The following is a 26,116-nucleotide window of genomic DNA, read 5'->3' as shown; positions in this document are numbered from 1 at the left end:
CAGCCGATGCAAAGTCCGGTACGCAAAGAAAACCGTTGCGTTCTAACGAAGAGAGATATTCCGGAAACCGGCTAGGGGACCCGATGAATGCGTTGCCGCCAAGATCAGGAGCATGTTGGGTCGCCATATCCATTCGGTTTCCTGATTTATGTTCCGAGTTATATGTGCACTCTGCAGCATTGTTCGCAGCCAGCTGATTGGTTGCGAACGAAAGCAGACTGTAATTTATATAACTGACAGTTGCTTCATGGCAGACGATGCTCCGCAGCGGTTAGATCATATTTGCTCTGTATGCGTTGTTCTGTTAGATCCCGAACATAGCGAGAATAGTTAATCGCAATGAGGGATGGGTAGAGAAAATCACCAATGTTAAGGATTCCTTTTACTATCCCATTACAGTTGCGGTTGTTTGGCAGCCCAGAGACCGCATACTTTTAAAAGATTGGGACGATTGAGATTACGGCGTGCTTACTAAGCGTGCAGTGGTGCGACCGTTAGGAAAATGTCAGGAAGAGATGAGGGAGCGCTGTCCGACCGGGCAGCGGCCCTTCATGCGACCAATGGCGAATGACCGACCCGAATTTCTCCGCGACGGACTTCGACGAAAATCGTCGGCTACGGATCGAGCCCTGACTCGTGATGACCTTCTCCACCGAGGCGTGAATCGGTTACACCCTCGTCGATACTCACGCATCCGTCACCGCGCGTGCTGTGGCGACGTCCTCACATCTGCAATGCTCGGCAGCGTGCGCCGGTGGAGGCCGGTCGTATTGACTCATTCCTGCTACTGCGGAAGTGGGGCGCAAGTCGAAATTACTTACGCTCATATTCGCGGTTGGTCTTGAGCTTTACATCTCTCATTGGCCAGCGGCAGGCGAAACGACACTTGGCCTTGCCAACGTGTTGTTGCTTTTAGGAGCGCTGGTCCCAGATGTAGAGCTACTATTCGAGCCACTCGGCAAACCCGAATTCGGCGCCCTGGTCGCCATCCCGCTATCCGAATTCGTAGCGCCAGGCGTGCCATAACCACTCATTCCACTGCTCGGCTGATTCACCTGATTCGCGGGACTTGCCGTGCTACCCGCTGAACCGGTGCCGTTCGAACCTCCCGCTGTCTGTGCATAAGCGCCACCCGACAGCGTAAGTGCGGCGATGGCCGCGATCAATGTGCTGATTGCCTTGCTCATGATCCATCCCTCCTTATCGGACTGAATAAAGAAACAGACGGTCGTCGCCTGCCCGACCAAAAGCGCAGCAATCGCTGTGCCGCCGACTCTTATTCATGCTGAAAAGGATGCGTACCGATTCAATAGGAGCTGCGCCAGCCACACCGCATACACCCGAACTTATGCTTCAAGAAAGCGCATCGAGCAGTCCATACCATGCCACGCCCGCGCTGATATAAAACCGCTGCAACGCATGAAACGGCACAGGTTCGATAGAGGTCGGCGGAAGCGGCAAGCCACGTGTCGTCCCGCCGATCAAAGCGGCCAGATGTTTTCCTAGCGTCGTCGCCATTGCAATGCCGCGTCCGTTGTAACCCAGCGCGATCGTCATCCCTTCTGCCGGCACATGCACGTGCGGCAAAAAGTTGCGGGTGATGGCGATACGACCCGCCCATCGGTATTCGTATTCGATGTCCTTCAGTTGTGGAAACATCAACCGGGCGGCACGTTCGAGATGCGCCCAATCCGCGGCATTGCGAGGCTCGCGAAAGGGGCCGCGTCCGCCCATCAGCAAACGTCCATGTGCGTCCTTGCGGAAATAGAGCAGCAGTCGCCGTGAATCGGAAGCCACTTCGCCACCGGGCAGAATCGTTGCGCCGACATCATCAGGTAGCGGCCTCGTTGCGACGATAAAGCTATTTGCGGCGATCACGGATTGAGCGAGTTGCGGCCAAAGCCCATCCGTATAACCGTTGGTTGCCAGCAGCACCTGCTTCGAATCGATGAGCGAACCCTGTGCCGTGCGAATCCTCCATCCTTTCGGACCACGCTCGACGCTCGCAGCACGGGTTCCGCTGTGTATCGCCGCGCCCGCCGTTTGCGCCGCGCGCGCGAGGCCGCGCGCATAGCTCAACGGATGCACACTGCCCGCGCGCAGGTCGACCCAACCGCCGACGAATGCGTCCGTGCCGAGCCGCTTCGATATCTGCGCACGGTCGAGCAGTTCAACCGGCGCGCCGCGCGACGCCCACTGCTGCGCCCGGTTGCGTAGTGTGCCGAGCAGCTTGCTCGAATGGGTCGGCTGAATCCAGCCGGCGCGAGTCGCGTTGCACTGAATGCCATGGCGCTCGATCAGCGTGAAAACCGAATCGGCGCCGCCGCCCGCCATTTGCACGAGTGCTTCGCCATCGCGTGGGCCGTAGCGTCGGATGAGTTCGTCGGGATCGTATTTCAGGCCGGGAATCACCTGGCCGCCATTACGGCCGGACGCGCCCCAACCGGGCTCGTTGGCGTCGATTACACAGACGCGTATGCCTTGTTCCGCGAGATGCAAGGCCGTCGACAAACCCGTGTAACCGGCGCCGACAATCGCCACGTCCGCTGTGACCGAGCCGTCTAGCGGCGGTGTATCGACCGCAGGTTCCGCCGTTGCCGCCCACAAAGAGGGAGGCAATGGCTTTGCAACTTCAACCAGGCTCATGATGTTTTCAAATCCGGGGGGCGTCGGTAAGCGTGGGCATCCTGCCGAGAAACTCGCGAGTGCGAGGATTGCGCGGACGTTCGAACAGATCGGCGGCGGAGCCTTCCTCGTGGATCGTGCCGTCATGAAGAAAGCACACGCGATCGGCGACCTCGCGCGCAAAGCCCATCTCATGCGTGACGACGATCATGGTCATGCCGTCGTCGGCGAGTTGGCGCATCACGCCCAGTACTTCGCCGACCAGTTCCGGATCAAGTGCCGAAGTCGGCTCGTCGAAGAGGATCGCTTTTGGTTCCATGGCCAGCGCGCGCGCAATGGCCACGCGCTGTTGCTGTCCGCCCGACATCTCGGCGGGGTACGCGTCCATGCGATGCGCGAGGCCGACCTTCTCGAGCAGATGGCGGGCCCGCTCGCGTGCCTGTGCACGCACTTCCTTTCTCACGAATACCGGACCTTCGAACACATTTTCCAACGCGGTACGATGCGGAAACAGATTGAAGCGCTGGAACACCATGCCGACCTGCGAGCGCAGGTCGTGGATCTGTTTCGAAGCTGCGTCGACGGCCTGGCCTTCCACCGTGATCGTGCCGGCGTCGTGCCGCTCCAGTCCGTTGATGCATCGAAGCAGCGTCGATTTGCCTGATCCGGACGGACCGATCAGACACACGACCTGACCGCGTTCGACACTCAGACTGACGCCTTTGAGCACGTGCTGATCGTGAAAGCGCTTGTGAATCGAGTCGACCTTGATCATCGTTTTCCCTTCAGTCCGAGACGGCGTTCGAGCCGCCGCAATCCATAGACGAGCGGCAGGCTGAGTCCGAGGTAAAGCAACGCGACCAGCGTGAAGACCGTCATGTTCTGAAACGTGGACGAAGCGATGAGCTGTCCGGCGCGCGTCATTTCGGCGACGGTGATAGTCGATGCGAGCGACGAGTCCTTGAGCATCATCACGAGCGTATTGCCGTATGGCGGCAGTGCGATCCGGAACGCCTGCGGCAAGACCACGCGCCGCATGATCATTGCCCCGCGCATGCCGATGGACTGCGCCGCTTCGATCTGCCCGTGATCGATCGCCTGAATGCCGGCGCGAAAGTTCTCCGCCTGATACACCGAGTACGCGACGCCAAGGCCAATGAAACCCGCCTGGAACGCCGACAATTGCACGCCGAGGTCTGGCAGCACAAAGTAGATGTAAAAGAGCTGAACGATGATGGGCAGGCCGCGGATCACGTTGATAAAAGTCGCGGCGGCGTTCGATACGATGCGGTGGTTCGACACGCGCATCAGCGCGAGCACGAGGCCGAGCACGGTGCTCAGAACGAACGAGCAGAAGGTGATCTCGATCGTGACAACCGCGCCTTTGAGCAGGATCGGCAGAAACTCGACGGCGTTCTGGAAGAACATGGCGGACGGTCCTTATTCGGAAAGCGACGTCATTCCACCTGCCACTTCTTGACGATTTGCGTGAGCGTACCGTCGGCCTTGATCTTTCTGATTCCGGCATTCAACTGCTCCAGCGTCGCCGTGTCGCCCTTGCGCACGACGAAGCACACCTGGCCTTTCACCGACGGTTGATAGCCACTGACGAGGCGCAATTGCGGATTGGGATTGTGCTGAAGCTGGTAGGCCAGAATCGGATGGTCGCCGAAGCCCGCCTTGATGCGGCCGAGTGCGACGTCGCGCATGATGTCGGCGACTGAATCGTAGGTGCGCACTTCCTTGAAGATCCCCTTCTTGTTCAACGCATCGACGAACGCGGTGCCGACCTGCGCGCCGACCACTTCGCCCTTGAGGTCGTCCATGGACGTGTACTGTCCTTTGTCGTCGGCGCGCACGATCAGGCCTTCGCCATAGGAGTACACGGTGTCGGAGAAATCGACGACCTGCTCGCGCGCCGGCGTTTTCAGCATGGCCGCCGAGATGATGTCGATCTTCTTCGTGGTCAGCGACGGAATCAGCGCGGAGAACGTGGTCTGCTCGATCTTCACGTCGAAGCCCGCCGCCTTGCCGGTCGCGGTGATCGCATCGACCAGCAGGCCCTGGATCGAATTGGTCTTCACATCGAGAAAGGTGAACGGCACACCGGTGGCCGTCGCTCCAATCTCGTACGTGGTGGCGGCTGCCGACAAGGCCGGCGCACCGGCGAGCAGCAATCCTGTTGCAAAGACACTGGCGAAGCGTTTGGCGAACTGGAACATGAGTCTCTCCACGAGTTGACGACGGTCGGTCGGAATATCGGTAACCATCAGTTGGTGCATATTATTCGAATCAAAAATATCGGTGGACGAAATTTGCGTATCGATATTCGATATGCTAGAGTCAATAACGATAGAGAACAATTGGGTGATTCCATGACACGCAAGACGCTCAACGCACCGCCGGAAGCGCCCCCGGAACCGGAGGAAACGCCGGACGCACTGTTCAATCAGTCGCTGGAGAAGGGCATCGCGGTGCTGCGCGCGTTCAGTGCACAGCGAAGGTCGATGACATTGCCGGAAGTCGCGGAGGCCACGGCAATCACCAAAAGCTCCGCGCAACGCATGATCTACACGCTGGAGAAACTCGGTTACGTGCGTAAGCATCCGCGTACCAGGCGCTATCAACTGGCGCCGCGTGTGATGCAGATCGGCTTCAACTATCTGGCTGCGGACACGTTGATCGACGTCGCCAATCCGTTTCTCTCCGAACTCACCAATGTCACCGGCGAGACGACCAATCTGACCGAGCCGGATGGCGTCGATATGGTCTACGTGGCGCGCTTCGTGTGTATGAAGTTCGTGCCGATTCACATGCCGATCGGCAGCCGCATTCCGATGTACTGCACGGCGTCGGGGAGAGCGTATCTCGCGGCGCTTCCGGAAAACGAGTCACATGCGCTGCTGCTCGCGAGCGATCGCGTTGCGCATACGCAGTACACCGTAACGGATATCGACGAGATCGTGACGCGGCTCGCGCTCGGACGGCGCAATGGCTATGCGTCGAACCGCGAGGAACTGTTCATTGGCGATATGACGATCGCGGCGCCGGTGCTCGACGGGGAGCGTCGGCCGGTCGGTGCGGTTCACGTCGTTGCGCCGACGAGCCGGTGGACGCCGGCGGAAGCTGAAGCACGCTTGGCCCCCGCCGTGATCGATTGCGCGCGCGGTATCAGCAACTCGATTCGAACGCTTGCCTGAGGGCGGGCGGCTTGATCGACGTTACTCTGTGCGCACCATGATGATTCGCAAAGAGATAGACATCCTTATCAAACTCGCGGATCAAGGGCGCATGGAATACGCTTGAACGTCTGCAACCCTTAGTTCGATCCGGCGTCGTCAGGCTGCTTAACCAGAAAATCGTCGTAGCGCCGGTTGCGGATCCACGAAGGCGCGCGGCCACGGCCGCTCCACGTCGCGCCGGTGACGGGGTCCTGATACTTCATTTGAGGCGGCCTGGTGTTGTACCTGCCGCGCCGGTCGACGCGCAACTGGTTCGGCACAAGGTTGAAGAAGTTCATGACCTGCCGGACGTGTTCGATCGCGGCTTTCTGTTCCTGCTGCCAGGCGACCAATATCCGCTCATCGAGTTGGGCGAGTTGCTGCTTCAACATCTTTACCCTGCTGCTCATGCTTTCTTTCCGTAGTACATGACCAGGTTGTTGCATTGCGCCCTGGTGTTTGCGGTTGGCTCGCAGTTGACTCCGCAGGCTCGCCCTCATCGCGTTGCGTAAGCACGCTCAGAGGACCACCCGAGGCTCCTGATTTCGCATATCAAGTGATATGCGAAATGGATTCGTAATAATAGCCAGTTGAATTTTAAATATCAACTGATATCCTTCCGGCCATGAAGAAGGCGACCCCACCCCCGCGCCTGAGCCGCGAAGAAAGCCGATTGCAAACGCGCACGCATTTGCTTGCCGCGGCGAAGCGGCTGTTTGTCGAGCGAGGCTTCGGCGCCACTTCTCTAAGAGATATCGCGGCCGAAGCAGGCTACACGCAGGGCGCTTTCTATTCGAATTTCGCGAGCAAGGAAGAGCTGTTCGTCGAATTGATGCGAGAGCGGTCAAAGGCGCAAGTGGGCGATATCGTCCGTACGTTGAATGACCCATCCTCGTCCGCGGACGACATTTTGAGCGCGTTGGAAGTCTGGGCGCAGACACTCGATGCCGAGCCCGAGTGGTCGGTGTTGGGCGTTGAATTCAAGCTTCAGGGGCGTCGCAATCCCGTTTTTGAAGAAGCCTCACAGGCGTTGCTGGACGCTCACCGTGATGGCCTTGCCTATTGCATCGGGCAGATCTTCGCCAGACTGGAAAAAGTGCCGCCCGAATCGCCGACCGTCTTGGCGGCGTCCTTCATGGGGCTTTCGCAGGGCCTCGCTTTGCAGCGGTCGCTGCTTTCCGACGCACCCATCGGCCATATGATCATGGTGTTTCTGCGCGGCTTGTTAGCCGCGGCGCCCTCTGTGCGCTCCTGAACCTGTGCTTGTCGTTCGCAGCGAATCTTCAGAGCTCGGAACGAACGGCAAGCGCATTCCGAAGCAGATGCGGTGCAGCGCCGCATCGCTCGATATAGCTTATTGGGCACAGTCTTCCAGACGACCCACAATCGCTGTCTCGCTGCGGTCTTGTTCCTGATCGGGGTCGGCTCATAAAGCGCCGACAATCATAGAACCGTGTCCATGCCGTGATCATCGACTGCACGGACAACATCCGCAGTCGATCGATGCTGCCCGCCGCGATCGGCTCGCCGGATGGGTAACATGTACGCCAGCGGCATTTCATCCACCAATCCTCCTTTCTATGAAAACGCTTGCCAGCCGGGACAATCAATTGCGCATGTTCGTCGCCGTAGCGAAGGCGAGTTCACTGCGCGAGGCAGCCGAGATTCTCGCTATCACGCAACCCGCTCTGAGCAAACAGATTCGCGCACTCGAAACAGCGCTCGACACGAAGCTATTTCTTCGCCACGGCCGCGGCATGCAGTTGACGCCCGACGGTCAAGCGCTCTTTTTGAAAGTCGAGCCGCTGCTGAATTCGCTCGACGCCGCGTTCGAACATTCGGGGCAGCTGTCGCGGCATGGCGGGACGCTGCGCATTGCAACCGTTCAAACGTTGATCGCGTATTTCATTCCGGAGTTGAGCCGGCAGATGCTCGCGCTGTATCCCGATGTTCACCTCACCATTCACTGCGACAGTTCCGCGAACGTGGTCGAAAGCGTGGAGCGCGGCAAAGCGGATATCGGCTTCGTCTACGAGACCGCAGTGGATGTGCCGGATCTAATCAGCGAACCGCTTTTCGAAGAGCGGCTGGCCTTGTACACCGCCGCAGACGACGATACAGACGCGCATGCATTGACCAACCTGGCCGCGCTGAAACTGATCCTTCCGCCAAAACCTTACGCGTTGCGCCGCATGGTCGAACGATCGCTGGGCGGCAGTGTGCAGCCGTATATCGAATGCGATTCGCTCGAACTAAGTTTGCGGCTCGTGTCGATCAGCGGCGGCGTGACTGTCCTGCCGGAGAGCTTGCCGCGCGATATGGTCGAGGATCGTGGGCTGCGCCGTACGCCGTTGAATGCGGTCCCATCGCGCCGGCTGGTCGCGATATCACGCAGCGTGCGCGGCCAGTCGCGGGCGTTCGACGCCGCACTTGAAATTGCCTTGCGCGCGGGCCCGCAAGGCGCGATAACTTCAGGTTAATCCAGAGTTATTTCTGGGCACATATCCCGCGTCGTTCACCGGACCAATACTGACGCCAGTTCGGCCGCCTCCCGCCGACCACCGAAGTGAGGAGATCACCCGTGAACGACCCGTTTTCCGCGCTCGAAGGCGTGAGCACAACAACGCGCAGATCGCCGCTGCCGGCCCGCTATAAGGCGGTCATCTCGGCCACAGTCGGATCGATCATCGAGGGCTTTGACTTTATCGCCTACGGCACGGCCGCCGCGCTCGTATTCAACCGGCAGTTCTTTCCCAACCTCGACCCGACGAGCGCGACACTCGCGTCGTTCGGCGCATTCGCGACCGGGCTGTTCGCGCGGCCGCTCGGCGCCATCCTGTTCGGGCATTTTGGCGATCGGCTCGGCCGCAAGTCCGTGCTGACCTTCTCGTTGTTCCTGATGGGCTTTTCTACCATTGCGATTGGTCTGATACCGAACTTCGTCGTGATCGGCACGTGGTCCGCGGTGCTGCTCGTCGCGCTACGCATTTTGCAGGGCATCGCGCTGGGCGGCGAAATGGGCGGAGCCGTGCTCATGGCAGTCGAGCATGCGCCGTCCAGTCGCGCGGGCCTCTTCGGAAGCCTGCCTCAAATGGGTCCGCCGATCGGCTTACTTCTTTCTACATCGGCGTTCAGTCTCTTGAGCCGACTGCCGGAAGAGGCTTTTCAAAGCTGGGGATGGCGTATTCCGTTTCTTGCCAGCATCGCGCTGGTCTTGCTAGGCGCATTCGTACGGCGAAGCGTTGGTGAGTCGCCCGCCTTCGAAAAAGCCGCAAGCGGGCGACAACGGGTAGACGTGCCGCTGTGGCAACTGCTCACGCGTCATAAGAAGTCATTGCTGCTGGCAATCGGCGCGAAGCTTCCCGAAGTGACGCTTTACTACGTACTCACCGTATTTCTGGTTTCTTACGCGTCGACGCGTTTGGGATTCAGCCGTAGCGCGGTGTTGCAGACCGTCATGATCGGCGCTGCAATCCAGATCGTCACCTTGCCGCTATTCGGCTGGCTGGCCGACCGGGTAGGCGTACGCCGGTTCTATATGTTCGGCGCTGTCGTCATGGCGCTTAGCGTCGTGCCTCTGCTGCGGTGGATCGATAGCGGCAGCCTCACGGCGTTACAGGTTGCGGTGGCTATTGCGCTAGGGTTCAACTATGCGTTGCTATTCGGTCCGCAGTCGGCACTCTTTGCCGCGCAGTTTCCAGTCAATGTGCGCCTTTCCGGCATATCGATCGGTATTCAGTTTGCGGCGGCGATTGGTGGCGGGCTGGCGCCGATCGTGGCGACTTCACTGGTGGCGCAATATCACGGTCTGCAACCGATCGCGATTTATGTCGGCGCACTCGCAGCGCTCGCCGTGCTTTGCACACGTTTGATGAAAAGCGCCCCCACGACGCCAGCGCCGCCCCATTCGCAAGGAGAGTGATTCAATGAAACAACGGTCAACCATTACGGGCATCGGGAACGCGCAAGCGTCCTTCCCCCTCGAAAAACTCGCCGATGCCTGCCGCATCCTGCACGCGAAAGGTCATATGGCGAGTCTCGCCGGTCAGATCACGTGGCGCGATGCGTCGAATCGCGGATACTGGACGCCGGCTCTCGGAAAAAGCTTTGCAGAGGTGACGCCCGCATCGATGATTCTGGTGGACGATGAACTGACGGTGTTGGAAGGCGACGGAACTCCGAACCCGGCAGTGAGGTTTCATACGTGGGTTTATCGACATCGGCCGGACGTTCATGCGATTGTGCACACGCATCCGCGACACATCAGCGCGCTCTCGATGCTGGGTATACCGTTGCCGGTCGCGCATATGGACGCCTGCATGTTCTACAACGACTGCGGCTTTCTTGAGGAATGGCCCGGCGTGCCAATCGACGATGAAGAAGGCCGAATCATCAGCGCGGCATTAGGCGACCGGCGCTCGGCTTTGCTTGTCAATCACGGCTATATCTGTGCGTGTGCTTCGATTGAAGAAAGCATTTATCTCGCAGTCTCGATGGAGAACGCGGCCGAACTCGCCTTGCTGGCGATGGCCGCCGGGACGATCAAACCCGTGCGGGCAGATCTGGCGCAGGCGGCGCACGACTTCCTGTTGCAACCGGCGATCGTTAATGCAACGTTCGCGTATTGGGCGGGAGATGTTTGATGAGGTGGGGTTGGGTGCGGGTTATGCGTGGGTGGGGGGCGATACGCATCCACCCGCGTGTCGACAATCGCGTCGATCATATCTTCAACGGCAACCAGATCTCGAGCCCGCCCATTCCACTCACCGGATCGAACTTCTCGTCATATCGCTCGAAATTCGGCGCATCCGCAGGCACTTGTCCCGATGCCGGCAACCATTGATTCCAGATCGTGTTCCAGGTGCGACGGATGGCCGAAACATGCTCGCGGTGACTGAACACCGCGTAGCGTTGCGGGGGAATGCGCAAGCGGCTCAGCTCGCCCGGCAATGCCGAGAAATCGCCGACTTCGACGCCGCATAGATAGTCGATGTTGCCCGCGTCGTCGGCGTTGTAGCAGACGCCGTACGCCACGTTGCCGATCTGGCCCGGCACTTTGCCGAAGTAGTGGTTGAAGCGCTGCCATTGCGATGGGATCGCAGCGGAGGTTTCGCAGGTATAGCGTTCGCTCAGACCCGCAACCAGAAGCGCTTTACCGTCTTCAAAGCGCGGCGGTTCGAGATGGGCTAGCAGGGTTTCGTCCATTTTGATCGGCTCCACGATGGCGAGATTGTCGAGATGGCCACGCGCGCGCAGCGCGTCGGGCGTGAGCCCGAATTGCTCGCGAAATGCGCGCGTGAATGCCTCGTGAGAACCGTAGCCGGCTTCGATGGCGACCGCGAGAATGTCTGGTGCGCCGCTCGCCAGGCGCCGCGCCGATTCGCTCAACCGACGCGCGCGAACATAGCGCATCACCGAAAAGCCCGTGGCCGCTTCGAAGGCGCGCGCCAGGTGAAAGCGCGACACGCATCCGCAGTCGGCGATGTCTTCCAGTGACAACTCGCGGGCAAAGTGGCTTTCGATAAACCACAGCGCTTTTCCAACCGGGTTCATGTGGGATCTCATGTCAGCATGGAACCAGCATAGCTCGACGCAGGCTGCCGTATTTGATCGTGCTTGCGGTTTTCAACAGCGAAGCGGCTTGGCCGCCATGCTCAGACTGATCGCGTTCGGACAGATCTTCGTCAAACAGTGCCTTGCTCCCACACAAGTCCCAATCGAAACGTACTAACCCAGCCGCCCGGCAACAGGTCTACGGCTGCTCAATAATTCTCGCTTGCGGCATTGTTTCCAGCGGCTCTCGACTGCCCTTCTGTGGCTGGCGCGTGCTGGCCGCCGTGGCTTTCGTGTTGAACTCCACTCGCCACCCCCGTCCGCAACAACACCCCACCCATCACCCCCGCCGCGGCCGCAAAAATCGCCCCGAACAAAAACGCGACGTGATACCCACTATTCAGCGCGGCCACGGCATCACCCGCCCCCTGCATCGCCTCACTCCGCGCCGCAGCAAGACTCGCCAGTACCGCAAGCCCAAGCGCGCCACCCATCATGAACGACGTATTAACGATTCCGGACGCGAGTCCTGAATCACTCGGATCGACATCGCTCATAGCGGCCAGCAGCATCGGATTGAATGCAATACCGGCGCCGAAGCCCAGCAAAATCATCCCCGGCATGACGTCGAGCACAAAGCTGCCGCCAACCGGCGCTCGGGCGAACAACGCAAGACCGCACGCCGCGACCAGCAGCCCTACCGCAAGCGGAACACGCAGGCCGAAGCGCATCACCACCCGCGCCGACAGCCCAAGCGAAAAGAACCCCATGATCAGATTGGCCGGCAAGAACGCGAGCCCGACCTGCAGCGGCCGATAACCGAGCACGCGCTGCAGATACAACGCGGAAATAAAGAACCACGCAAACATTGCAGCCGCCCACAGCACGCCGACCACGTTCGCGGTCGCAACATTGCGCAAGCGGAACAGACCGAGCGGCATCAAAGGATGCTGGACGCGCGATTCGATCACCAGAAACACGGCAAGCAGCGCCAACGCGGCGAACAGCAAGCCGAGCGTCTGCGCCGAAGTCCAGCCAGCTTCATTGCCATTCATGACGGCATAGACGGCGAGCATCAGCGAAACGGTGACGGACACCGCGCCGGCCACGTCGAGCTTCTCTCCATGCGCATGCCCGCGCGCCGACGGCAACAGCGCAACACACAGTGCGTACACAGCGATGCCGATCGGCAGATTGACGAGAAAGATCCAGTGCCAGCTCAGCAGATTGGTGAGCAACCCACCGAGCAACACGCCGATGCTGCCGCCGCCCGCGCACACGAAGCCGTACACGCCCATGGCTTTCGCTCGCTCGCCGGGTTCGGTGAACAGATTCATGATGAGCGATAGCGAAACAGCGGAGACGATAGCGCCTGCCACACCTTGAACGGCCCGCGCGCACACCAGCAGCATTTGCGAGTTCGAAATGCCGCACGCAAGCGACGCCAACGTAAACAACGTGATGCCGATAAGAAACAACTTGCGGTGTCCATACAGATCACCGAGCCGTCCACCGAGCAGCAGACAGCCGCCGAAGGTCAGCATGTACGCATTGACCACCCACACGAGCGACGTTTCGGTAAAACCGAGATCCGCCGCGATGGACGGTAGCGCAACGTTCACGATCGTGGTATCGAGCACGATCATGAGCACGCCAAGGCACAGCACGATCAGTGCGAGCCAGCGTTTGTTGCCGTGGATGGAATGGGTCATGCGGGCGGCTCCTTGGCCGTGGTCGATGGATGCCGGATGCGCGGCTGCTGAAGTCGGCAACGCGCCAAAAGAAACGCAACCCGGCGCAGCGCCGACCAGCCAGTGGACAATTCGTTGACGACGAAACGCGTTGACAAAACGCGTTGACAAAACGCGCTGACGAAACGCGCTGACGAAACGCGCTGACGAAACGCGCAGACAACCGTGCCGTCAAAAACGCGTTCGACGAGGCGCGGTACCGACAATGGGATTTTCCAGTCTAGCATCCGCGACTTTTGGCCCACAACTACGATTTCCAGGGCCGCGCAGATCTCAATCGCCGCCAAGCAATTCGTACTTGCCGCCACGTTCCAGCGCCCGCTGATAAGCCGGTCTTGCATGAATGCGCTTGAGAAAATCGACCACCGCCGGAATCTGGCCTTCCATACCGCCGCGCGCCGTGGCGGCTTCGAGCGGAAAACTCATTTGCACGTCCGCCGCCGTGAAGTCGTTGCCGACGAACCAGCCGGTCTTGCTCAACTCCTGATTGATATAGCCGAGGTGCAGCTTCAACTGCGGATCGATAAAACTCGATTGCAGTGTGGCGGCGATCTTGCGCGCAATCGGCTTGGCGAAGAACGGCATCGGCGCGCTGGCAATGCGCAGCGCGACGAGTTTGAGCAGCAACGGCGGCATCGCCGAACCTTCCGCGTAGTGCAGCCAGTAGGTATAACGCAGCCGCTCCGGCGTGGCAGGTGCCGGCGCAAAGCGTCCCTGCCCGTATTTGTCGATCAGGTATTCGATGATCGCGCCCGACTCGGCGATAGTCTGGCCATCGTCGGTAATGACGGGCGACTTGCCGAGCGGATGCACCGCGCGCAACTCGGGCGGCGCGAGCATCGTTTTCGGATCGCGCTCGTAACGCTTGATCTCGTAGGGCACGCCAAGTTCTTCGAGCAGCCACAAGACGCGTTGCGAGCGGGAGTTGTTCAGATGATGAACGGTCAGCATGGGTCGGGGGATGTTGGCCAATGAAGTGTCACATCATAAGGACGTTGTGCAGAGGCAGGCCTCTAGTCGCAGCTCACACGCGTGATTTGGCGCCCATCAACTGATTGGACGGCAGCGTTTCGTCGAGCAGCTTGCGCGCGCTTTCGATTCCGGCGACCGGCAGTCCCTCGGGGTTCAGCAAGCCGACCTGCACGAGTACGGAAGCCTGATCCCAATAGATGTGCTCGTTATAGAGCTTGTCGCCGCGAAAACACACGACAGCCAGCATGGGCACCTCGAAATACTTACCGGTTGGAGCGACGCCGGGCAGCAACCAGTCGATCTCGCAGCTATGCGTGCAGCTAAAAATGAATTCATCGACGATACGATCCGCGCCAATGGTGCGCGAAATCGGAATCAGCTTCGTATCGGCGGGATTCGAGTTGACGAAGTGATGCGTATAGAAGCGCTTCAGGTTGTCATGGCCGACACCGCCGGTCATGGTCGGAACGTGATTGACGTAGGGCTGCGCGACCATGGTCGGCATGACGGCGTCCACGTCACGCGTGGCGAACTCGTAATAGCAGTGAGCTTCCCACAGCGCGTTGAGATCGTAGACCGGCCCCAGCACTTTGCGCAGCAGCGCGAGCGTGCGCGAATACGCCATCATCGCGGCGGGTTTGTCGTATTGCGGGCGCGACGGCGCGGCAAACGCGTGATCGCAACCGGGGTACACGTATTGCTCGATCTGCGGCCGCGTACGTAACGCCGCGCTCATCCGTTCGCGGGTTGCCGGCGGACAGTGCGAATCGTTTTCGGGGAAGTGAAACACCATCGGGCAGCGAATCGCCGGCACTTCATCCAGATACGCTTCGAGGCCCACGCCGTAGTAGCTGACCGCGCAGTCGATATCGGTGCGCGCGGCGCTCAGGAACGCGAGCTTGCCGCCAAGACAGTAACCCACTGTGCCTACCTTGCCGGCCTGTTCGGGCAGGGTGCGCAACGCCGCGATGGTGGCGGCGATATCGTCGATGGCGAGGTCTGTGTCGAACTGGCCGAGATAATCGAGCGCCTGGTTCATGTCGGCCTCGCCATAACCGAGCTCGATGCCCGGTTTGATCCGCCAGAACAGGTCCGGCACCAGCACGACGTAACCTTCTTCGGCGAAGCGGTCGGCCGTCGCTTTCATGGTGTCGTTGATGCCGAAAATTTCCTGCAGCAGCACGAGTCCCGGTCCCGACCCTTGCGCCGGACGCGCGACGTAGGCGTTGAACCGGCCGCCATCCTGGGCGACGACTTCGATGAAAGAGGCGGCCATTCGGTGTGTCTCCCATGCAAAACGATCCCACGCAAAATGATTGCTTGGGGAATGTGAGCCAGGCCATCGTCTGCAACTCGAAGCGTTCGAGCTTGCCGGTTTCGCTATGCGGCAATGCATCGGCAATAACGATGACGCGAGGGTATCTTTACGACGCCTCGCTATTTTTCCCGAAATCCCGCGAATGCGCGACCCGTTTCGTCGTACGGTACATTCCCGCCCGGTTCTTATTTCACGTCGACCACGATCTTTCCGGTGTTCGTCGCATCGACAATCGACTGGTAAGCAAGCTCCACGTTGCCGAAGTCGAAACTACGTGAGTCCAGCTTCGGCACCAGCTTGCCTTTCTCAATGAGTCGGGCCGCTATGCGCAGCATGTCGCCGTGGTGCTCGCGATGTTTCCCGGTGAGCAGCGGCGACAGCGTAAAGACACCCGAATACGTGGCCTCACGGAAAGACAACGGAGCCAACGCATGCGTTCCCCAGCCCAATGCGCTGACAACGTGACCGAATTGCTTAACGGCTTTGAACGAAGCATCGAGCGAAGCGCCACCCACGGTATCGGCGACGAGATCGAACCCTTCGCCTTGGGTCAACGCATCGACATACGCTTCGACCGAGTTCGCACGATAGTCAATCGGCGTAGCGCCATACGCTTTGATCACGTCCAGATCCTTTGCGCTGACCGTCGCGAAGACCTGAGCGCCCATCGCAATCGCCAACTGAACGGAAATATGGCCGACGCCTCCTGCGCCGCCCTGCACGAGCACCGTTTGACTCGCCTGCAACTTCGCCCGGTCCGCGATGCCTTCGTAGGATGTGATGAAGCTCAAAGGAATTGCCGCGGCCTCTTTCATCGAGAGATTCGCCGGCTTATGAGCGAGCAATCGTGCATCCACGGCCTGGAACTGCGCGAGCGAGCCCTGCAAGCCACCCACGCCGCCGGTCATGCCGTACACGTCATCGCCGACGCTGAAGCCGCTCACACCTTCGCCGACTGCCTCGAGAGTCCCGGCCATGTCTATGCCAAGCACCAGCGGCAGCGGGTGCTTCGCATGCGCGGCGTTACCCGAGCGGATTTTGGTGTCCAGCGGATTGAGGCCGGCAGCCTTCACGCGCACCAACACCTGCCCGCGTTCGGCTGTCGGCGTCGGGAGGTCGGTAAGTTCCAGAGGACCGTTGTAACGGTTGAGCACAAGCGCTTGCATAGTCATGACATTTCTCTCGATGGTGTGCCGGAACGGCTTGATTAATAGTGGTTCATGCGAGAAAGTATGTAAATCGACGTTTTTGCACGTTATCTAAACAAAATTGCATGGGCTTATATGGACTGGAACGACGTTCGGATCTTTCTGGCAATTGCCCGCGAGGGAACGTTGGGCCGCGCGGCAAGCCAGGTTGGCCAGACCCAGCCGACTATCGGCCGCAGGCTGCGGATGCTGGAGGCATCGGTCGGGCAGACGCTGTTTCAGCGCACAGCGGACGGCTTCGTGCTGACGGAAGAGGGCTCCGCCGTGCTCGCCACTGCCGAGCGGATGGAAGACGAAGCGCACGCGTTCGAGCGCGCGTTAGCGGGGAAGCAACAGCAACTTACCGGCTTGCTGCGGATTTCGTCGTCCGACTGGTTTGGCGTGCATGTGTTGACGCCGGTCGTCGCGGAGTTTCTGCGTGTGAACCCGTTGGTGTCGATCGAACTCGTGACCGATTCGCGGCGGCTCAATCTGGCGCGTCGCGACGCCGATCTGCTATTCCGGATCACGCCGTTCGATGAAGCCGACGTCATCCAGCGCAAGTTCATCAAAATGGACTACGCGTTGTACGGCCCATTGAACATCGTGCCGCCGCAGCGCGGCGACGGTACGGGATACGCGCTGCTCACCATGGACAGCGCCTTTGAAACGCTACCCGACGTGAAATGGCTGCGTGAAGTTTTGCCGAACGCGCATGTGGCTTTCGGCAGCAACAACCGCGAGGCGCAGGCGCGCATGTGCGCGGAACGAGGCGGGCTGGCTGTTCTGCCTTGCCCGTTGGGCGACAACACCGCCGGGATCGAACGAATCGATCTTGGGGAAGCGCCGCCAGGACGAGATGTGTGGTTTGGCTACCATCGCGATCTGCGCAGGTTGGGCAGATTGCGGGCGTTTCTCGATCTCGCCATCGACCGCATATCGAACGTTTAATCGTTCGCGGATTGATCGACATGGCCGCCATGAAAGTGGCGGCCATGCGGTGAGTCTGCGCTCCCGTGCAAGATGGTTGCCCGGGAAATGCGCACTAACCCATCGTACGCAACTCGAACCGTTTGAGCTTGCCGGTTTCGGTACGCGGCAGTGCATCGACGAAAACGATTTCGCGTGGATACTTATACGGCGCCACGCTAGTTTTCACGAAATCCTGTAGTTGCGCGACCAGCTTGCCGTCCGCGACGTAACCGGGATTGACCACGACGAACGCTTTGACGATCTGGCCGCGGGTTTCATCGGGCACGCCAATCACGCCGCATTCGGACACCGCGTCGTGTTGCAGCAAGACGCTTTCCACTTCAGGGCCGGAGATGTTGTAGCCGGCGGAGACGATCATGTCGTCTGCGCGCGCCTGGTAGAACACATAGCCGTCCTCGTCGAGATAGACCGAATCGCCGGGCAGATTCCAGCCGTCGCGCACGAACTTCATTTGCCGTTCGTCGGCGAGATAGCGGCAGCCGGTCGGGCCACGTACCGCGAGCTTGCCGATCGTGCCAGGCGCGACCGGTTGCATGTCGTCATCCACGGCCTGCACCACGTAACCCGGCACGGCGCGGCCTATCGCATGCGGGCGAATTTCGTTACCCTGCGCCGAAATGAAAATGTGGATCAACTCGGTGCCGCCGATACCGTCGATCATGTCGATACCGGTCGCGTCGTGCCAGAGTCGCCGCGTCGAATCGGGCAACGCTTCTCCCGCCGATACGGTTTTCTTCAAGGTCGAGATGTCGTGGTGCGCAACCAGTGGCGCCATTTGCCGGTAGAAGGTCGGCGCGGTGAACATGACGGTCGCGTGAAACCGCTCAACGGTCTGCAGCAGAGTCTCGGGCGTGAGCTTCTCGATCAGCACCGTGGAAGCGCCCACGCGCAACGGGAAGCACAGCAAGCCGCCAAGGCCGAACGTGAACGCGAGCGGCGGCGTGCCGCAAAAAATATCGTTCGCCGTGGGCTTGAGCACATGACGCGGAAACAGATCGCACATGGCGACGACGTCGCGATGAAAGTGCATGCAGCCCTTCGGCGCGCCCGTCGTGCCGCTGGTGAACGCGATCAGGCAGACGTCGTCGGCGGCGGTGTCGCACGCGGTGAAGTGGTCGGGCTTGTTGATCGCGAGCGTGTCGAGCGAATCCCGTGCGTCGTCGTGGAAGAGGCGCGTTTGCTTCAGGCCTGCGCAATAGAACTCGTCTTGCGGATCGGTGCAGCGTGCCAGTTCGGCGGTCAGGCGGGCGTCGCACAACGCCGCGCTAACCTGCGCCTTGTCGATGATCTGTTTTAGTTCCTTGGCTCGCAGCAAAGGCATGGTCGGCACCACGACGAGGCCGACCTTGAGCGCCGCGAGCGCCGTCACGGCCATATGCAGCGAGTTTGGCCCACGCAGCAGAACACGGTTGCCGGGCTTTAACCCCATTTCATCGACCAGCACATGCGCGCTGCGATTCACCAGCGCCAACAGTTGACCATACGTCGTGGCGCGTGGGGCGCCGTCCACATCGGACCAGATCGCGGGACGATCGCGGTGGCCCGCCTCAATGGTTCTGTCGAGCAACTCCGTCGCGCAGTTCAAGCGCGCCGGGTAGGCAACGTCAGGGTTGTCGAGCAGAAAGACAGGCCATTGATCCTGCGGCGGAAGATTGTCGCGCGCGAAGGTATCGACGTGTGCTGACGGTTCCATCATGGTCTCCCGGGCGTTGAGCCGGCTAAATGCGCTTCGGTTGGCTTGGTGGTTTCTTTTCGTGTGCTTTGTTGCTCTGTTACTGCGGGACCACGGCGGTCGCCTCGATTTCGACTTTCGCTTCGTCTTCGATCAACGCGACGACCTGCACCGCGCTCATCGCGATGTCGTAGTCGCCGATCAACTCGCGAAACGCGCGGCCGATGTCTTTCAACGACGCGAGATATTCGCGTTTGTCGGTGACGTACCACGTCAATCGCACCAGGTGCTCAGGCTTGCCGCCCGCTTCGTGCAAAACGGCGATCACATTCTTGAGCGCCTGGATGGCTTGCGCGGCGAAGTCGGTGGTCTGGAAGCGCGCCTGTTCGTCCCAGCCGATCTGGCCGGCAATGAACACCTGTGTGCCGGTCGCCGCGACGCCATTCGCGTAGCCACGCGGTTTGACCCAGCCGGCGGGGAGAAGAGCTTTTTTCATGAGCGATGCGCCTCAATGGAGTCGGGCTGTGGGGCGAACGTCGCGAGCGCGCTCGCGATGTCGGTGGGAATATCAATGGAGGTGCCGATTTCCAGCGAAGTCGTGACGAGCACCTGTTTCGCGCGGAAGCGGGTTTCGCCGTTGCAATGGCCGACAATCTCGATGCTGATCGAGCGACGGCCGATCGCCTCGACCTTGAGAGTCAGCGTGATCGTTTCGCCCATCTGGCTCGGCCGCGAAAACTCGCAATCGAGTTTGACGATCGGCAAGCCGACGCGGCGTTGCGCGATCATCTGCGCGTAGTCGATATGCAGACCTTCGTTGAACCAGTCTTCGACCAGCGCGTTGGTCATCACCAGATATTGCGGAAAAAACACAATGCCCGCCGGGTCGCAATGCGAGAAGCGGATCCGCACGGGCCGTTCGAAAGATGCGCTCATTGCGTATGGGCTCCGGCAGTGGCGGCAACATGTGCTTTCAACAGATCGCGTCCGACAATCAGTTGCTGTACTTCGGTTGCGCCTTCGTAAATGCGCAGCGCGCGAATCTCGCGATACAGCATCTCGACGGCCGTGCCGCTTTGCACGCCCATGCCGCCATAGAGTTGCACGGCGGCGTCGATCACCTGTTGCGCGCCTTCGCTCGCGTGCCATTTCGCCATCGCGGCTTCGCGTGTGACGTTTTCGCCCTGGTCGCGCAACCAGGCCGCGCGATAGACCAGCAACGCACTGCTGTCGATGGTCAAGGCCATCTGTGCGAGTTTGGCTTGCGTCAGTTGAAAATCGCCGAGCGTCTGCCCGAACATCTTGCGCGAAGCGGCCCGCGTGAGACCTTCGGCCATCGCATGCCGCGCGAAGCCAAGCGACGCCGCCGCCACCGACGTGCGGAAAATATCCAGCGTGCGCATGGCGAGCTTGAAGCCTTCGCCGGGCGCACCGAGCATCTGGCTGCGCGGTACGCGCGCTCCAGCAAAGTGCAAACGCGCGAGCGGATGCGGCGCGATCACGTCGATGCGCTCGGCGATTTCCAGCCCCGGCGTATCCGCATCCACGATGAATGCGCTGATGCCGCGTGCGCCCGGCGCTTCGCCGGTTCGCGCGAACACCAAATAGAAATCGGCGATGCCGCCGTTGGAGATCCACGTCTTGTCGCCGTCGAGCACGTAGGCGTCGCCCTCTTCGCGAGCGGAGAGCGCCATGGCGGCGACGTCCGATCCAGCCTCGGGCTCGGACAGCGCGAACGCCGCGATAGCCGTGCCGTTGGCGACGCGCGGCAGATAGCGCGCCTTTTGTTCGTGCGTGCCGCCGAGCGAGATGGCGCCCGAACCGAGTCCTTGCATCGCCAGCGCGAAGTCCGCGAGTCCGGAGTGTTTGGCGAGTGTTTCGCGCAGCAGGCAGACGGCGCGCGTGTCGATCGTGTCGCCGTGGCCGCCGTAGGCTACGCCGCCCACGCCATATGTCAGCCAGCCCGCCGCGCCGAGTTCACGCACCAGATGACGGCAGGTGGCGTCCACGTCCTTGTGATCCTGGTGCGAAAGGTTCGCGTGGCACCACGCTTCGATACCCGCGGCCAGTTCGCGATGGCGCGGCTCGAAGAATGGCCACGCCAGCGCGCTATGCAGATCCGGTTCGGTGTTGGCGCTCAATTCAGTCTCCCTCGAACACAGGACGCGACTTCGCAGCAAACGCGCTATATGCACGTTCGAAATCGCGCGTGCTCATGCAGATCGCCTGCGCTTGCGCTTCCGATTCGATCGCTTCGTCGATGCTCATGCTCCATTCCTGATGCAGCATTTTCTTCGTGATGCCATGCGCGAAGGTCGGACCCGCGACGAGATCGGCGGCGAGCTTCTGCGCGTCTTCAAGCAGCGCGGCAGGTTCGCACAACCGGTTGTAGAAACCCCATGCGTGGCCTTCGTCGCCGCTTGCCGAGCGGCCAGTGAAGAGCAGTTCGGCGGCGCGCCCCTGGCCGATGATGCGTGGCAGGATCGCGCAAGCGCCCATATCGCAGCCGGCGAGGCCGACTCGGGAGAACAGAAAGGCGAGCTTGCTGCGGGCGGTGCCGAGCCGCATGTCGGACGCCATCGCGAGGATGGCGCCGGCACCGGCGCAAACGCCGTCGACGGCCGCGATCACCGGCTGCGGACAATGGCGCATGGCCTTCACGAGATCGCCGGTCATGCGCGTGAAGAGCAGCAGCTCCGGCATGGGCAGATCGATCAGCGGCGCGATGATGTCGTGCACGTCGCCGCCGGAACAGAAGTTTTCGCCTGCGCCATGAATCACTACTGCTTTGACGTCGGTCGCATAGGTCAATTGCCGGAACAGGTCGCGCAATTCCGCATACGACTCGAAGGTCAGCGGGTTTTTGCGTTCGGGGCGATTCAGCGTGATCGTCGCGACTTTGTCGGCGACCGACCAGCCGAAGTGCCGCGCTTCATAGTTCGCCAACGTGAGGCGGTTGCCGGCCAGTAGGGCGTCGGCGTTGGATCGTGTCATGAATGTCTCCTCGTTTCGATGCGAATCAGTCTTTCAGACTGTCGAGCAGATGTTTCTTGAGTTTGCCGAGACGCTGATGGGTGCGCGATTTTTCATCGAGGCTCAAACCACCGAACAGTTCGACTACCCATTGCTCATGCGCGACCGCCATCTTGTCGAACGCCTTGCGACCCGCCGGTGTCAGGCACACGCTGATCGAGCGGCGGTCGTTCGGGTCGGTGTCGCGTGACACGAGTCCTTCTTTCTCGAGCTGATCCGTAATGCCGGTGATGTTGCCGCCCGTCACCATCAAACGACGGGAAAGCTCGGTCATCTTCAGGCCTTCCGGATGACGCTCCAACTGCGCCATCAAATCGAAACGCGGCAATGTGGTATCGAATTCGTTGCGCAGGCGCTTGCGCAATTCGGCCTGCACGAGATTGGTCGTGGTCAGCATGCGCAGCCACAGACGCAAGCCCATGTGACTATCCGCGCCCGTGCTCATTTCGAGGTCCACGACGTTCTCCGCGGGTTTGGCGACGCCTTTGCGCGGCGGTTTCGTTTCAGCCGCCGCTGCGGGCTTCCTGATGTTCGTTGACTTGGTCACATGACTTCTCCACCGGAGACGGAAAGGGATTGCCCCGTGACGGCGTCCGAGCCGGGCTGGCAGAGCCAAAGCACTGCATTGGCGACCTGTTCGGGACTCACGAAGCGATGTTGCGGATTCGAGCGAAGCAAGGTTTCGCGCGCCTGCTGTTCGGTGCGCGAGGTCTTGCTGGTGATCTGTTCAAGCGAGGCGTGCAGCAGTTCCGTTTCTGTATAACCAGGGCAAACCGCATTGACGGTGACGCCTTTGGTCGCCACTTCCAGCGCAAGCGAACGCGTGAGACCGATCACGCCATGCTTCGCGGCGCAATAGGCGGCGACGTACGCATAGCCGATCTGTCCTGCCGTGCTTGCCACGTTGACGATGCGGCCATGACCGCGTTCGAGCATACCGGGCAATACCGCGCGCGTGCCGAGAAAGACGCCGGTGAGGTTCACGTCCAGCATGCGCTGCCAGAGCGCCATGTCGGTGTGGATGAACGGTGCGGCCTGCGCCTGCCCCGCGTTGTTGATGAGGATATCGACCGCGCCGGCTTCGCGGAACGCATTCGCAACGGAGTCTTCTTGCGCGACGTCGACGCTGATGCAAGCCACGTTGCCCAATGCGCTGCATTTCTCGCGCTGCGCGTCGAGCCGCTCCGCGTTGCGGCCCATCAACGTGACACGCGCGCCGGCGCGTAGCAGGGCTTCTGCAATCGCAGCGCCAATTCCGCTGCCGCCCCCCGTGACCACTGCGTGCTGCCCGGCGAGCGTCGAATGGAGTGTGTTCACGTGGTTCCTTCGGCGCGTTGCGCACGTTCTTGCGGCGACAGACCCGCGTTTGCAGCGGCTTGGGCGCGCTCGCGTTCAAGGTTGCGTTCGAGTTGAGATTTCGCCGCGGTATAGGGCTTCGGCCACGTCACGTCGAAATAGCCGATCTTGGCGGCCTCGTTCAACGTCCATGCGGGATTGGCCAGATGCGGGCGGGCAATCGCGCACAGGTCCGCGCGGCCTGCGGCGATGATGCTGTTCACGTGATCCGCCTCGGAAATCGCACCGACTGCGATGGTCGCGATTCCCGCTTCGTTGCGAACGCGGTCGGCGAACGGCGTCTGGAACATGCGGCCGAATACGGGCTTTTCTTCCTTGCTGACCTGGCCCGACGACACGTCGATCATGTCGGCGCCGGCGGCCTTGAAGGCTCGCGCGATCTGGACCGCGTCGTCGGGCGTCGTGCCGCCTTCGACCCAGTCGCTCGCGGAGATACGCACGGAAATCGGCTTGTTTTGCGGCCACACCGCGCGAATCGCCTTGAAAACCTGCAGCGGGTAGCGCAGGCGATTCTCCAGCGAACCGCCGTACTCGTCAGTGCGCTGATTGGTCAGCGGCGACAGAAAGCTCGACAGGAAATAGCCGTGCGCGCAATGCAGTTCGAGCCAGTCGAAACCTGCTTTGGCGGACATTTGCGTGGCGCGGACGAATTGCGCTTCGATTTCGCGCAACTCGTCTTGCGTGGCTTCGCGCGAATGCTGGCTGACGCCGCGCAGATATTGTTGCGGCGATGCCGAGACGAGCGGCCAGTTGCCTTCCGTCAGCGGTTGATCGATGCCTTCCCATGCGACGCGAGTCGAGCCCTTCGCGCCGGAATGGCCGAGTTGAATGCCGATCTTCGCATCCGACTGACGGTGCACGAGATCCACAATACGCTTCCACGCGGTGACATGTTCAGGCGCATACATGCCGGGACACGCGGGCGTGATACGCGCTTCGGGCGAGACGCAGGTCATTTCCGTCATGACGAGCGCCGCACCGCCCATTGCACGGGCGCCGAGATGCATCAGGTGATAGTCGCCCGCAATGCCGTCGACGGCCGAATATTGCGCCATGGGCGACACCACCACACGGTTTTTCAACGTGACGCCGCGCAAGGTGAAGGGCGTGAACATGGGCGGCACGGAATGCTTCTCCGGCGCGCGTTCCACGCCTGAGCGCCGGGCCAGCCAGTCTTCGAAGCCGGATAGATAGTTGGCGTCGCGCTCACGCAGATTTTCGTGCGAAATGCGCTGCGAGCGCGTGAGCAGCGAATACGCAAATTGTTCCGGCTCGAACGACGTATAGCGGTCGACATGCTCGAACCATTCCGTCGAATTGCGCGCGGCATTCTGAATACGCAATACGTCGATGCTGCGGACGTCCGTATAGTGCTTCAAGGCAGCGGCGAGATCGCCGGGATGCGCGCGGATGCTGTTGGCGAGTTCAATCGAATCTTCGAGTGCGAGTTTGGTACCCGAGCCGATCGAAAAATGGGCAGTATGCGCGGCGTCGCCCATGAGGACGACAGGCGTTCGGGTGCCGTCCGCGTTGCCGCGCCAATGCACCCATTCTTCGTTGACCACGCGTGGGAAGCGAATCCATTGCGACGAGCCGCGCAAATGCGCCGCGTTCGACAGCAACGCATTGCCGTCCAGATACCTGGCGAACAGCTTTTCGCAAAAGGCAATGCTGTCTTCCTTGCTCATTTCGTCGAGACCGGCGGCGCGCCACACGCGCTCCGGCGTTTCAACGATGAAGGTGGAAGTCTGATCGTCGAAACGATAGGCATGCGCCTGGAACCAGCCGAATTCGGTTTCTTCGAAGGCGAAGGTAAAGGCGTCGAAAAGTTTTTTCGTGCCGAGCCACACGAAGCGGCAATCGCGCATGTCGACGGCGGGGCGATAGGTGGTCGCGTACTTTTGACGGATCGCACTGTTGGCGCCGTCGCAGGCGATGATCAGATCGGCTTCGTAGACGCTGTCGTCCGTAACCTGGGTTTCGAAGACCAGCTTCACGCCCAGTTCTTCGCAGCGCGCTTGCAGGATATTCAGCAGGCGCTTACGGCCGATGCCGCAAAAGCCGTGACCCGACGAACGGATTTGCTGCCCGCGGAAATTGATCTCGATGTCGTCCCAGTGATTGAAGGCGTCGAGGATCGCGTCGGCGCTGGGGGCGTCGGCGGCGCGCAGGTTGCCGAGCGTCTGGTCGGAGAAGACGACGCCCCAGCCGAAGGTGTCGTAGGGGCGATTGCGCTCGACTACCGTGACATCGTAGGCCGGGTTACGGCCCTTCATCAACAGACCGAAGTACAACCCGGCCGGGCCGCCGCCAATACAAACGATGCGCATGCTTGTTCCCCATATGTGAACGCTGCCGATGGGGATAATTTAGGCTTAGATAGTTTAGATGTCAAGTAATCGATGAAGTTCCCGCTAGGCAACCCCGACGCTTGT

Annotated in this window: 26 protein-coding genes; 6 read left to right on the top strand and 20 right to left on the bottom strand. The window is 60.7% G+C overall.

The window, feature by feature from the left end:
- Window positions 1-857 precede the first annotated feature (857 nt).
- From P0D70_RS32270 to P0D70_RS32250, 5 genes are all read right to left on the bottom strand, one after another.
- Window positions 858-1,187 carry a hypothetical protein gene (locus P0D70_RS32270; protein WP_408187464.1) on the bottom strand — a complete coding sequence of 110 codons (330 nt, stop codon included), beginning with the start codon at window positions 1,185-1,187 and terminating at the stop codon, window positions 858-860.
- Between the two features lie 166 nt (window positions 1,188-1,353).
- A complete protein-coding gene (locus P0D70_RS32265; protein WP_408187463.1) occupies window positions 1,354-2,646 on the bottom strand; it encodes an NAD(P)/FAD-dependent oxidoreductase in 1,293 nt (430 codons plus the stop codon).
- A gap of 7 nt (window positions 2,647-2,653) precedes the next feature.
- Window positions 2,654-3,400, bottom strand: coding sequence for an amino acid ABC transporter ATP-binding protein (locus P0D70_RS32260; RefSeq protein ID WP_408187462.1), 747 nt, complete (start codon window positions 3,398-3,400; stop codon window positions 2,654-2,656).
- Window positions 3,397-4,053: an amino acid ABC transporter permease gene (locus P0D70_RS32255; protein ID WP_408187461.1), complete on the bottom strand. Its 657-nt coding sequence runs from the start codon at window positions 4,051-4,053 to the stop codon at window positions 3,397-3,399. Before P0D70_RS32255 ends, P0D70_RS32260 begins: the two co-directional genes overlap by 4 nt.
- A 29-nt stretch (window positions 4,054-4,082) precedes the next feature.
- Window positions 4,083-4,847: a substrate-binding periplasmic protein gene (locus P0D70_RS32250; RefSeq protein ID WP_408187466.1), complete on the bottom strand. Its 765-nt coding sequence runs from the start codon at window positions 4,845-4,847 to the stop codon at window positions 4,083-4,085.
- 153 nt (window positions 4,848-5,000) lie between these two features.
- On the opposite strand from P0D70_RS32250, the gene P0D70_RS32245 reads away from it, so the two are divergent.
- Window positions 5,001-5,825, top strand: coding sequence for an IclR family transcriptional regulator (locus P0D70_RS32245; protein WP_408187460.1), 825 nt, complete (start codon window positions 5,001-5,003; stop codon window positions 5,823-5,825).
- 119 nt (window positions 5,826-5,944) lie between these two features.
- Here the strand turns inward: P0D70_RS32245 and P0D70_RS32240 are convergent, their stop codons facing one another.
- Window positions 5,945-6,256, bottom strand: coding sequence for an H-NS histone family protein (locus P0D70_RS32240; RefSeq protein ID WP_091805727.1), 312 nt, complete (start codon window positions 6,254-6,256; stop codon window positions 5,945-5,947).
- 215 nt (window positions 6,257-6,471) lie between these two features.
- Here P0D70_RS32240 and P0D70_RS32235 point away from each other — a divergent pair, with 215 nt between their 5' ends.
- The 4 genes from P0D70_RS32235 (at window position 6,472) to P0D70_RS32220 (ending at window position 10,489) form a co-directional block, all read left to right on the top strand.
- On the top strand, window positions 6,472-7,101 hold the full coding sequence (locus tag P0D70_RS32235) for a TetR/AcrR family transcriptional regulator (protein ID WP_408187459.1): 630 nt from the start codon (window positions 6,472-6,474) through the stop codon (window positions 7,099-7,101).
- Between the two features lie 325 nt (window positions 7,102-7,426).
- Complete coding sequence (locus P0D70_RS32230; protein WP_408187458.1) at window positions 7,427-8,326, top strand: LysR family transcriptional regulator; 900 nt, start codon at window positions 7,427-7,429, stop codon at window positions 8,324-8,326.
- Window positions 8,327-8,427: 101 nt separating this feature from the next.
- Entirely contained in the window at window positions 8,428-9,768 is a 1,341-nt protein-coding gene (locus P0D70_RS32225) for an MFS transporter (protein ID WP_408187457.1), read from the top strand.
- Window positions 9,769-9,772: 4 nt separating this feature from the next.
- Entirely contained in the window at window positions 9,773-10,489 is a 717-nt protein-coding gene (locus tag P0D70_RS32220) for an aldolase (protein ID WP_408187456.1), read from the top strand.
- Between the two features lie 76 nt (window positions 10,490-10,565).
- Here P0D70_RS32220 and P0D70_RS32215 read toward each other — a convergent pair whose 3' ends face one another.
- From P0D70_RS32215 to P0D70_RS32190, 6 genes are all read right to left on the bottom strand, one after another.
- Window positions 10,566-11,399 (bottom strand): AraC family transcriptional regulator, encoded by an 834-nt coding sequence (locus tag P0D70_RS32215; RefSeq protein ID WP_408187455.1) that lies wholly within the window; start codon window positions 11,397-11,399, stop codon window positions 10,566-10,568.
- Between the two features lie 209 nt (window positions 11,400-11,608).
- A complete protein-coding gene (locus tag P0D70_RS32210; protein WP_408187454.1) occupies window positions 11,609-13,111 on the bottom strand; it encodes a DHA2 family efflux MFS transporter permease subunit in 1,503 nt (500 codons plus the stop codon).
- Window positions 13,108-13,437, bottom strand: coding sequence for a hypothetical protein (locus P0D70_RS32205; protein ID WP_408187453.1), 330 nt, complete (start codon window positions 13,435-13,437; stop codon window positions 13,108-13,110). The genes P0D70_RS32210 and P0D70_RS32205 overlap by 4 nt, the downstream gene beginning before the upstream one ends.
- Entirely contained in the window at window positions 13,424-14,101 is a 678-nt protein-coding gene (locus tag P0D70_RS32200; protein WP_091805746.1) for a glutathione S-transferase, read from the bottom strand. Before P0D70_RS32200 ends, P0D70_RS32205 begins: the two co-directional genes overlap by 14 nt.
- A 73-nt stretch (window positions 14,102-14,174) precedes the next feature.
- Window positions 14,175-15,398 carry a dienelactone hydrolase family protein gene (locus tag P0D70_RS32195; protein WP_408187452.1) on the bottom strand — a complete coding sequence of 408 codons (1,224 nt, stop codon included), beginning with the start codon at window positions 15,396-15,398 and terminating at the stop codon, window positions 14,175-14,177.
- A 227-nt stretch (window positions 15,399-15,625) separates the two neighbouring features.
- Complete coding sequence (locus tag P0D70_RS32190; protein WP_408187451.1) at window positions 15,626-16,612, bottom strand: zinc-dependent alcohol dehydrogenase family protein; 987 nt, start codon at window positions 16,610-16,612, stop codon at window positions 15,626-15,628.
- 111 nt (window positions 16,613-16,723) lie between these two features.
- Between P0D70_RS32190 and P0D70_RS32185 the strand changes: the two genes are divergently transcribed.
- Window positions 16,724-17,578: a LysR family transcriptional regulator gene (locus P0D70_RS32185; RefSeq protein WP_177205142.1), complete on the top strand. Its 855-nt coding sequence runs from the start codon at window positions 16,724-16,726 to the stop codon at window positions 17,576-17,578.
- Window positions 17,579-17,672: 94 nt separating this feature from the next.
- On the opposite strand, the gene P0D70_RS32180 is transcribed toward P0D70_RS32185, so the two are convergent.
- The 8 genes from P0D70_RS32180 to P0D70_RS32145 form a co-directional block, all read right to left on the bottom strand.
- Window positions 17,673-19,313, bottom strand: coding sequence for an AMP-binding protein (locus tag P0D70_RS32180; RefSeq protein WP_408187465.1), 1,641 nt, complete (start codon window positions 19,311-19,313; stop codon window positions 17,673-17,675).
- 79 nt (window positions 19,314-19,392) lie between these two features.
- The gene (locus tag P0D70_RS32175; protein WP_091805762.1) at window positions 19,393-19,788 is read right to left on the bottom strand and encodes a RidA family protein; all 396 of its coding nucleotides are present in this window, start codon (window positions 19,786-19,788) and stop codon (window positions 19,393-19,395) included.
- Window positions 19,785-20,228, bottom strand: coding sequence for an acyl-CoA thioesterase (locus P0D70_RS32170; protein ID WP_408187450.1), 444 nt, complete (start codon window positions 20,226-20,228; stop codon window positions 19,785-19,787). The genes P0D70_RS32175 and P0D70_RS32170 overlap by 4 nt, the downstream gene beginning before the upstream one ends.
- On the bottom strand, window positions 20,225-21,433 hold the full coding sequence (locus tag P0D70_RS32165; protein ID WP_408187449.1) for an acyl-CoA dehydrogenase family protein: 1,209 nt from the start codon (window positions 21,431-21,433) through the stop codon (window positions 20,225-20,227). The genes P0D70_RS32170 and P0D70_RS32165 overlap by 4 nt, the downstream gene beginning before the upstream one ends.
- A gap of 1 nt (window position 21,434) precedes the next feature.
- Complete coding sequence (locus P0D70_RS32160) at window positions 21,435-22,286, bottom strand: enoyl-CoA hydratase family protein (RefSeq protein ID WP_091805771.1); 852 nt, start codon at window positions 22,284-22,286, stop codon at window positions 21,435-21,437.
- Window positions 22,287-22,311: 25 nt separating this feature from the next.
- Window positions 22,312-22,872, bottom strand: a complete 561-nt coding sequence (locus P0D70_RS32155) for a MarR family winged helix-turn-helix transcriptional regulator (RefSeq protein ID WP_091805774.1) — start codon at window positions 22,870-22,872, stop codon at window positions 22,312-22,314.
- Window positions 22,869-23,642, bottom strand: coding sequence for an SDR family NAD(P)-dependent oxidoreductase (locus tag P0D70_RS32150; protein WP_408187448.1), 774 nt, complete (start codon window positions 23,640-23,642; stop codon window positions 22,869-22,871). The genes P0D70_RS32155 and P0D70_RS32150 overlap by 4 nt, the downstream gene beginning before the upstream one ends.
- A complete protein-coding gene (locus P0D70_RS32145) occupies window positions 23,639-26,011 on the bottom strand; it encodes a bifunctional salicylyl-CoA 5-hydroxylase/oxidoreductase (protein ID WP_408187447.1) in 2,373 nt (790 codons plus the stop codon). Before P0D70_RS32145 ends, P0D70_RS32150 begins: the two co-directional genes overlap by 4 nt.
- Between the last annotated feature and the right edge of the window lie 105 nt (window positions 26,012-26,116).

The sequence above is a fragment of the Paraburkholderia sp. RL17-381-BIF-C genome (assembly GCF_046026435.1).
Lineage (GTDB): Bacteria > Pseudomonadota > Gammaproteobacteria > Burkholderiales > Burkholderiaceae > Paraburkholderia.
The sequence above is the reverse complement of the archived record's forward strand: the minus strand, read 5'-3'. Positions and strand labels throughout refer to the sequence as shown.

Bases quoted from the DNA above. Each gene is read 5' to 3' on its own strand.
- P0D70_RS32270 (WP_408187464.1), bottom strand. From the start codon at position 1,187: ATGAGCAAGGCAATCAGCACATTGATCGCGGCCATCGCCGCACTTACG.
- P0D70_RS32265 (WP_408187463.1), bottom strand. From the start codon at position 2,646: ATGAGCCTGGTTGAAGTTGCAAAGCCATTGCCTCCCTCTTTGTGGGCG.
- P0D70_RS32260 (WP_408187462.1), bottom strand. From the start codon at position 3,400: ATGATCAAGGTCGACTCGATTCACAAGCGCTTTCACGATCAGCACGTG.
- P0D70_RS32255 (WP_408187461.1), bottom strand. From the start codon at position 4,053: ATGTTCTTCCAGAACGCCGTCGAGTTTCTGCCGATCCTGCTCAAAGGC.
- P0D70_RS32250 (WP_408187466.1), bottom strand. From the start codon at position 4,847: ATGTTCCAGTTCGCCAAACGCTTCGCCAGTGTCTTTGCAACAGGATTG.
- P0D70_RS32245 (WP_408187460.1), top strand. From the start codon at position 5,001: ATGACACGCAAGACGCTCAACGCACCGCCGGAAGCGCCCCCGGAACCG.
- P0D70_RS32240 (WP_091805727.1), bottom strand. From the start codon at position 6,256: ATGAGCAGCAGGGTAAAGATGTTGAAGCAGCAACTCGCCCAACTCGAT.
- P0D70_RS32235 (WP_408187459.1), top strand. From the start codon at position 6,472: ATGAAGAAGGCGACCCCACCCCCGCGCCTGAGCCGCGAAGAAAGCCGA.
- P0D70_RS32230 (WP_408187458.1), top strand. From the start codon at position 7,427: ATGAAAACGCTTGCCAGCCGGGACAATCAATTGCGCATGTTCGTCGCC.
- P0D70_RS32220 (WP_408187456.1), top strand. From the start codon at position 9,773: ATGAAACAACGGTCAACCATTACGGGCATCGGGAACGCGCAAGCGTCC.
- P0D70_RS32215 (WP_408187455.1), bottom strand. From the start codon at position 11,399: ATGAACCCGGTTGGAAAAGCGCTGTGGTTTATCGAAAGCCACTTTGCC.
- P0D70_RS32210 (WP_408187454.1), bottom strand. From the start codon at position 13,111: ATGACCCATTCCATCCACGGCAACAAACGCTGGCTCGCACTGATCGTG.
- P0D70_RS32200 (WP_091805746.1), bottom strand. From the start codon at position 14,101: ATGCTGACCGTTCATCATCTGAACAACTCCCGCTCGCAACGCGTCTTG.
- P0D70_RS32195 (WP_408187452.1), bottom strand. From the start codon at position 15,398: ATGGCCGCCTCTTTCATCGAAGTCGTCGCCCAGGATGGCGGCCGGTTC.
- P0D70_RS32190 (WP_408187451.1), bottom strand. From the start codon at position 16,612: ATGACTATGCAAGCGCTTGTGCTCAACCGTTACAACGGTCCTCTGGAA.
- P0D70_RS32185 (WP_177205142.1), top strand. From the start codon at position 16,724: ATGGACTGGAACGACGTTCGGATCTTTCTGGCAATTGCCCGCGAGGGA.
- P0D70_RS32180 (WP_408187465.1), bottom strand. From the start codon at position 19,313: ATGGAACCGTCAGCACACGTCGATACCTTCGCGCGCGACAATCTTCCG.
- P0D70_RS32175 (WP_091805762.1), bottom strand. From the start codon at position 19,788: ATGAAAAAAGCTCTTCTCCCCGCCGGCTGGGTCAAACCGCGTGGCTAC.
- P0D70_RS32170 (WP_408187450.1), bottom strand. From the start codon at position 20,228: ATGAGCGCATCTTTCGAACGGCCCGTGCGGATCCGCTTCTCGCATTGC.
- P0D70_RS32160 (WP_091805771.1), bottom strand. From the start codon at position 22,286: ATGACACGATCCAACGCCGACGCCCTACTGGCCGGCAACCGCCTCACG.
- P0D70_RS32145 (WP_408187447.1), bottom strand. From the start codon at position 26,011: ATGCGCATCGTTTGTATTGGCGGCGGCCCGGCCGGGTTGTACTTCGGT.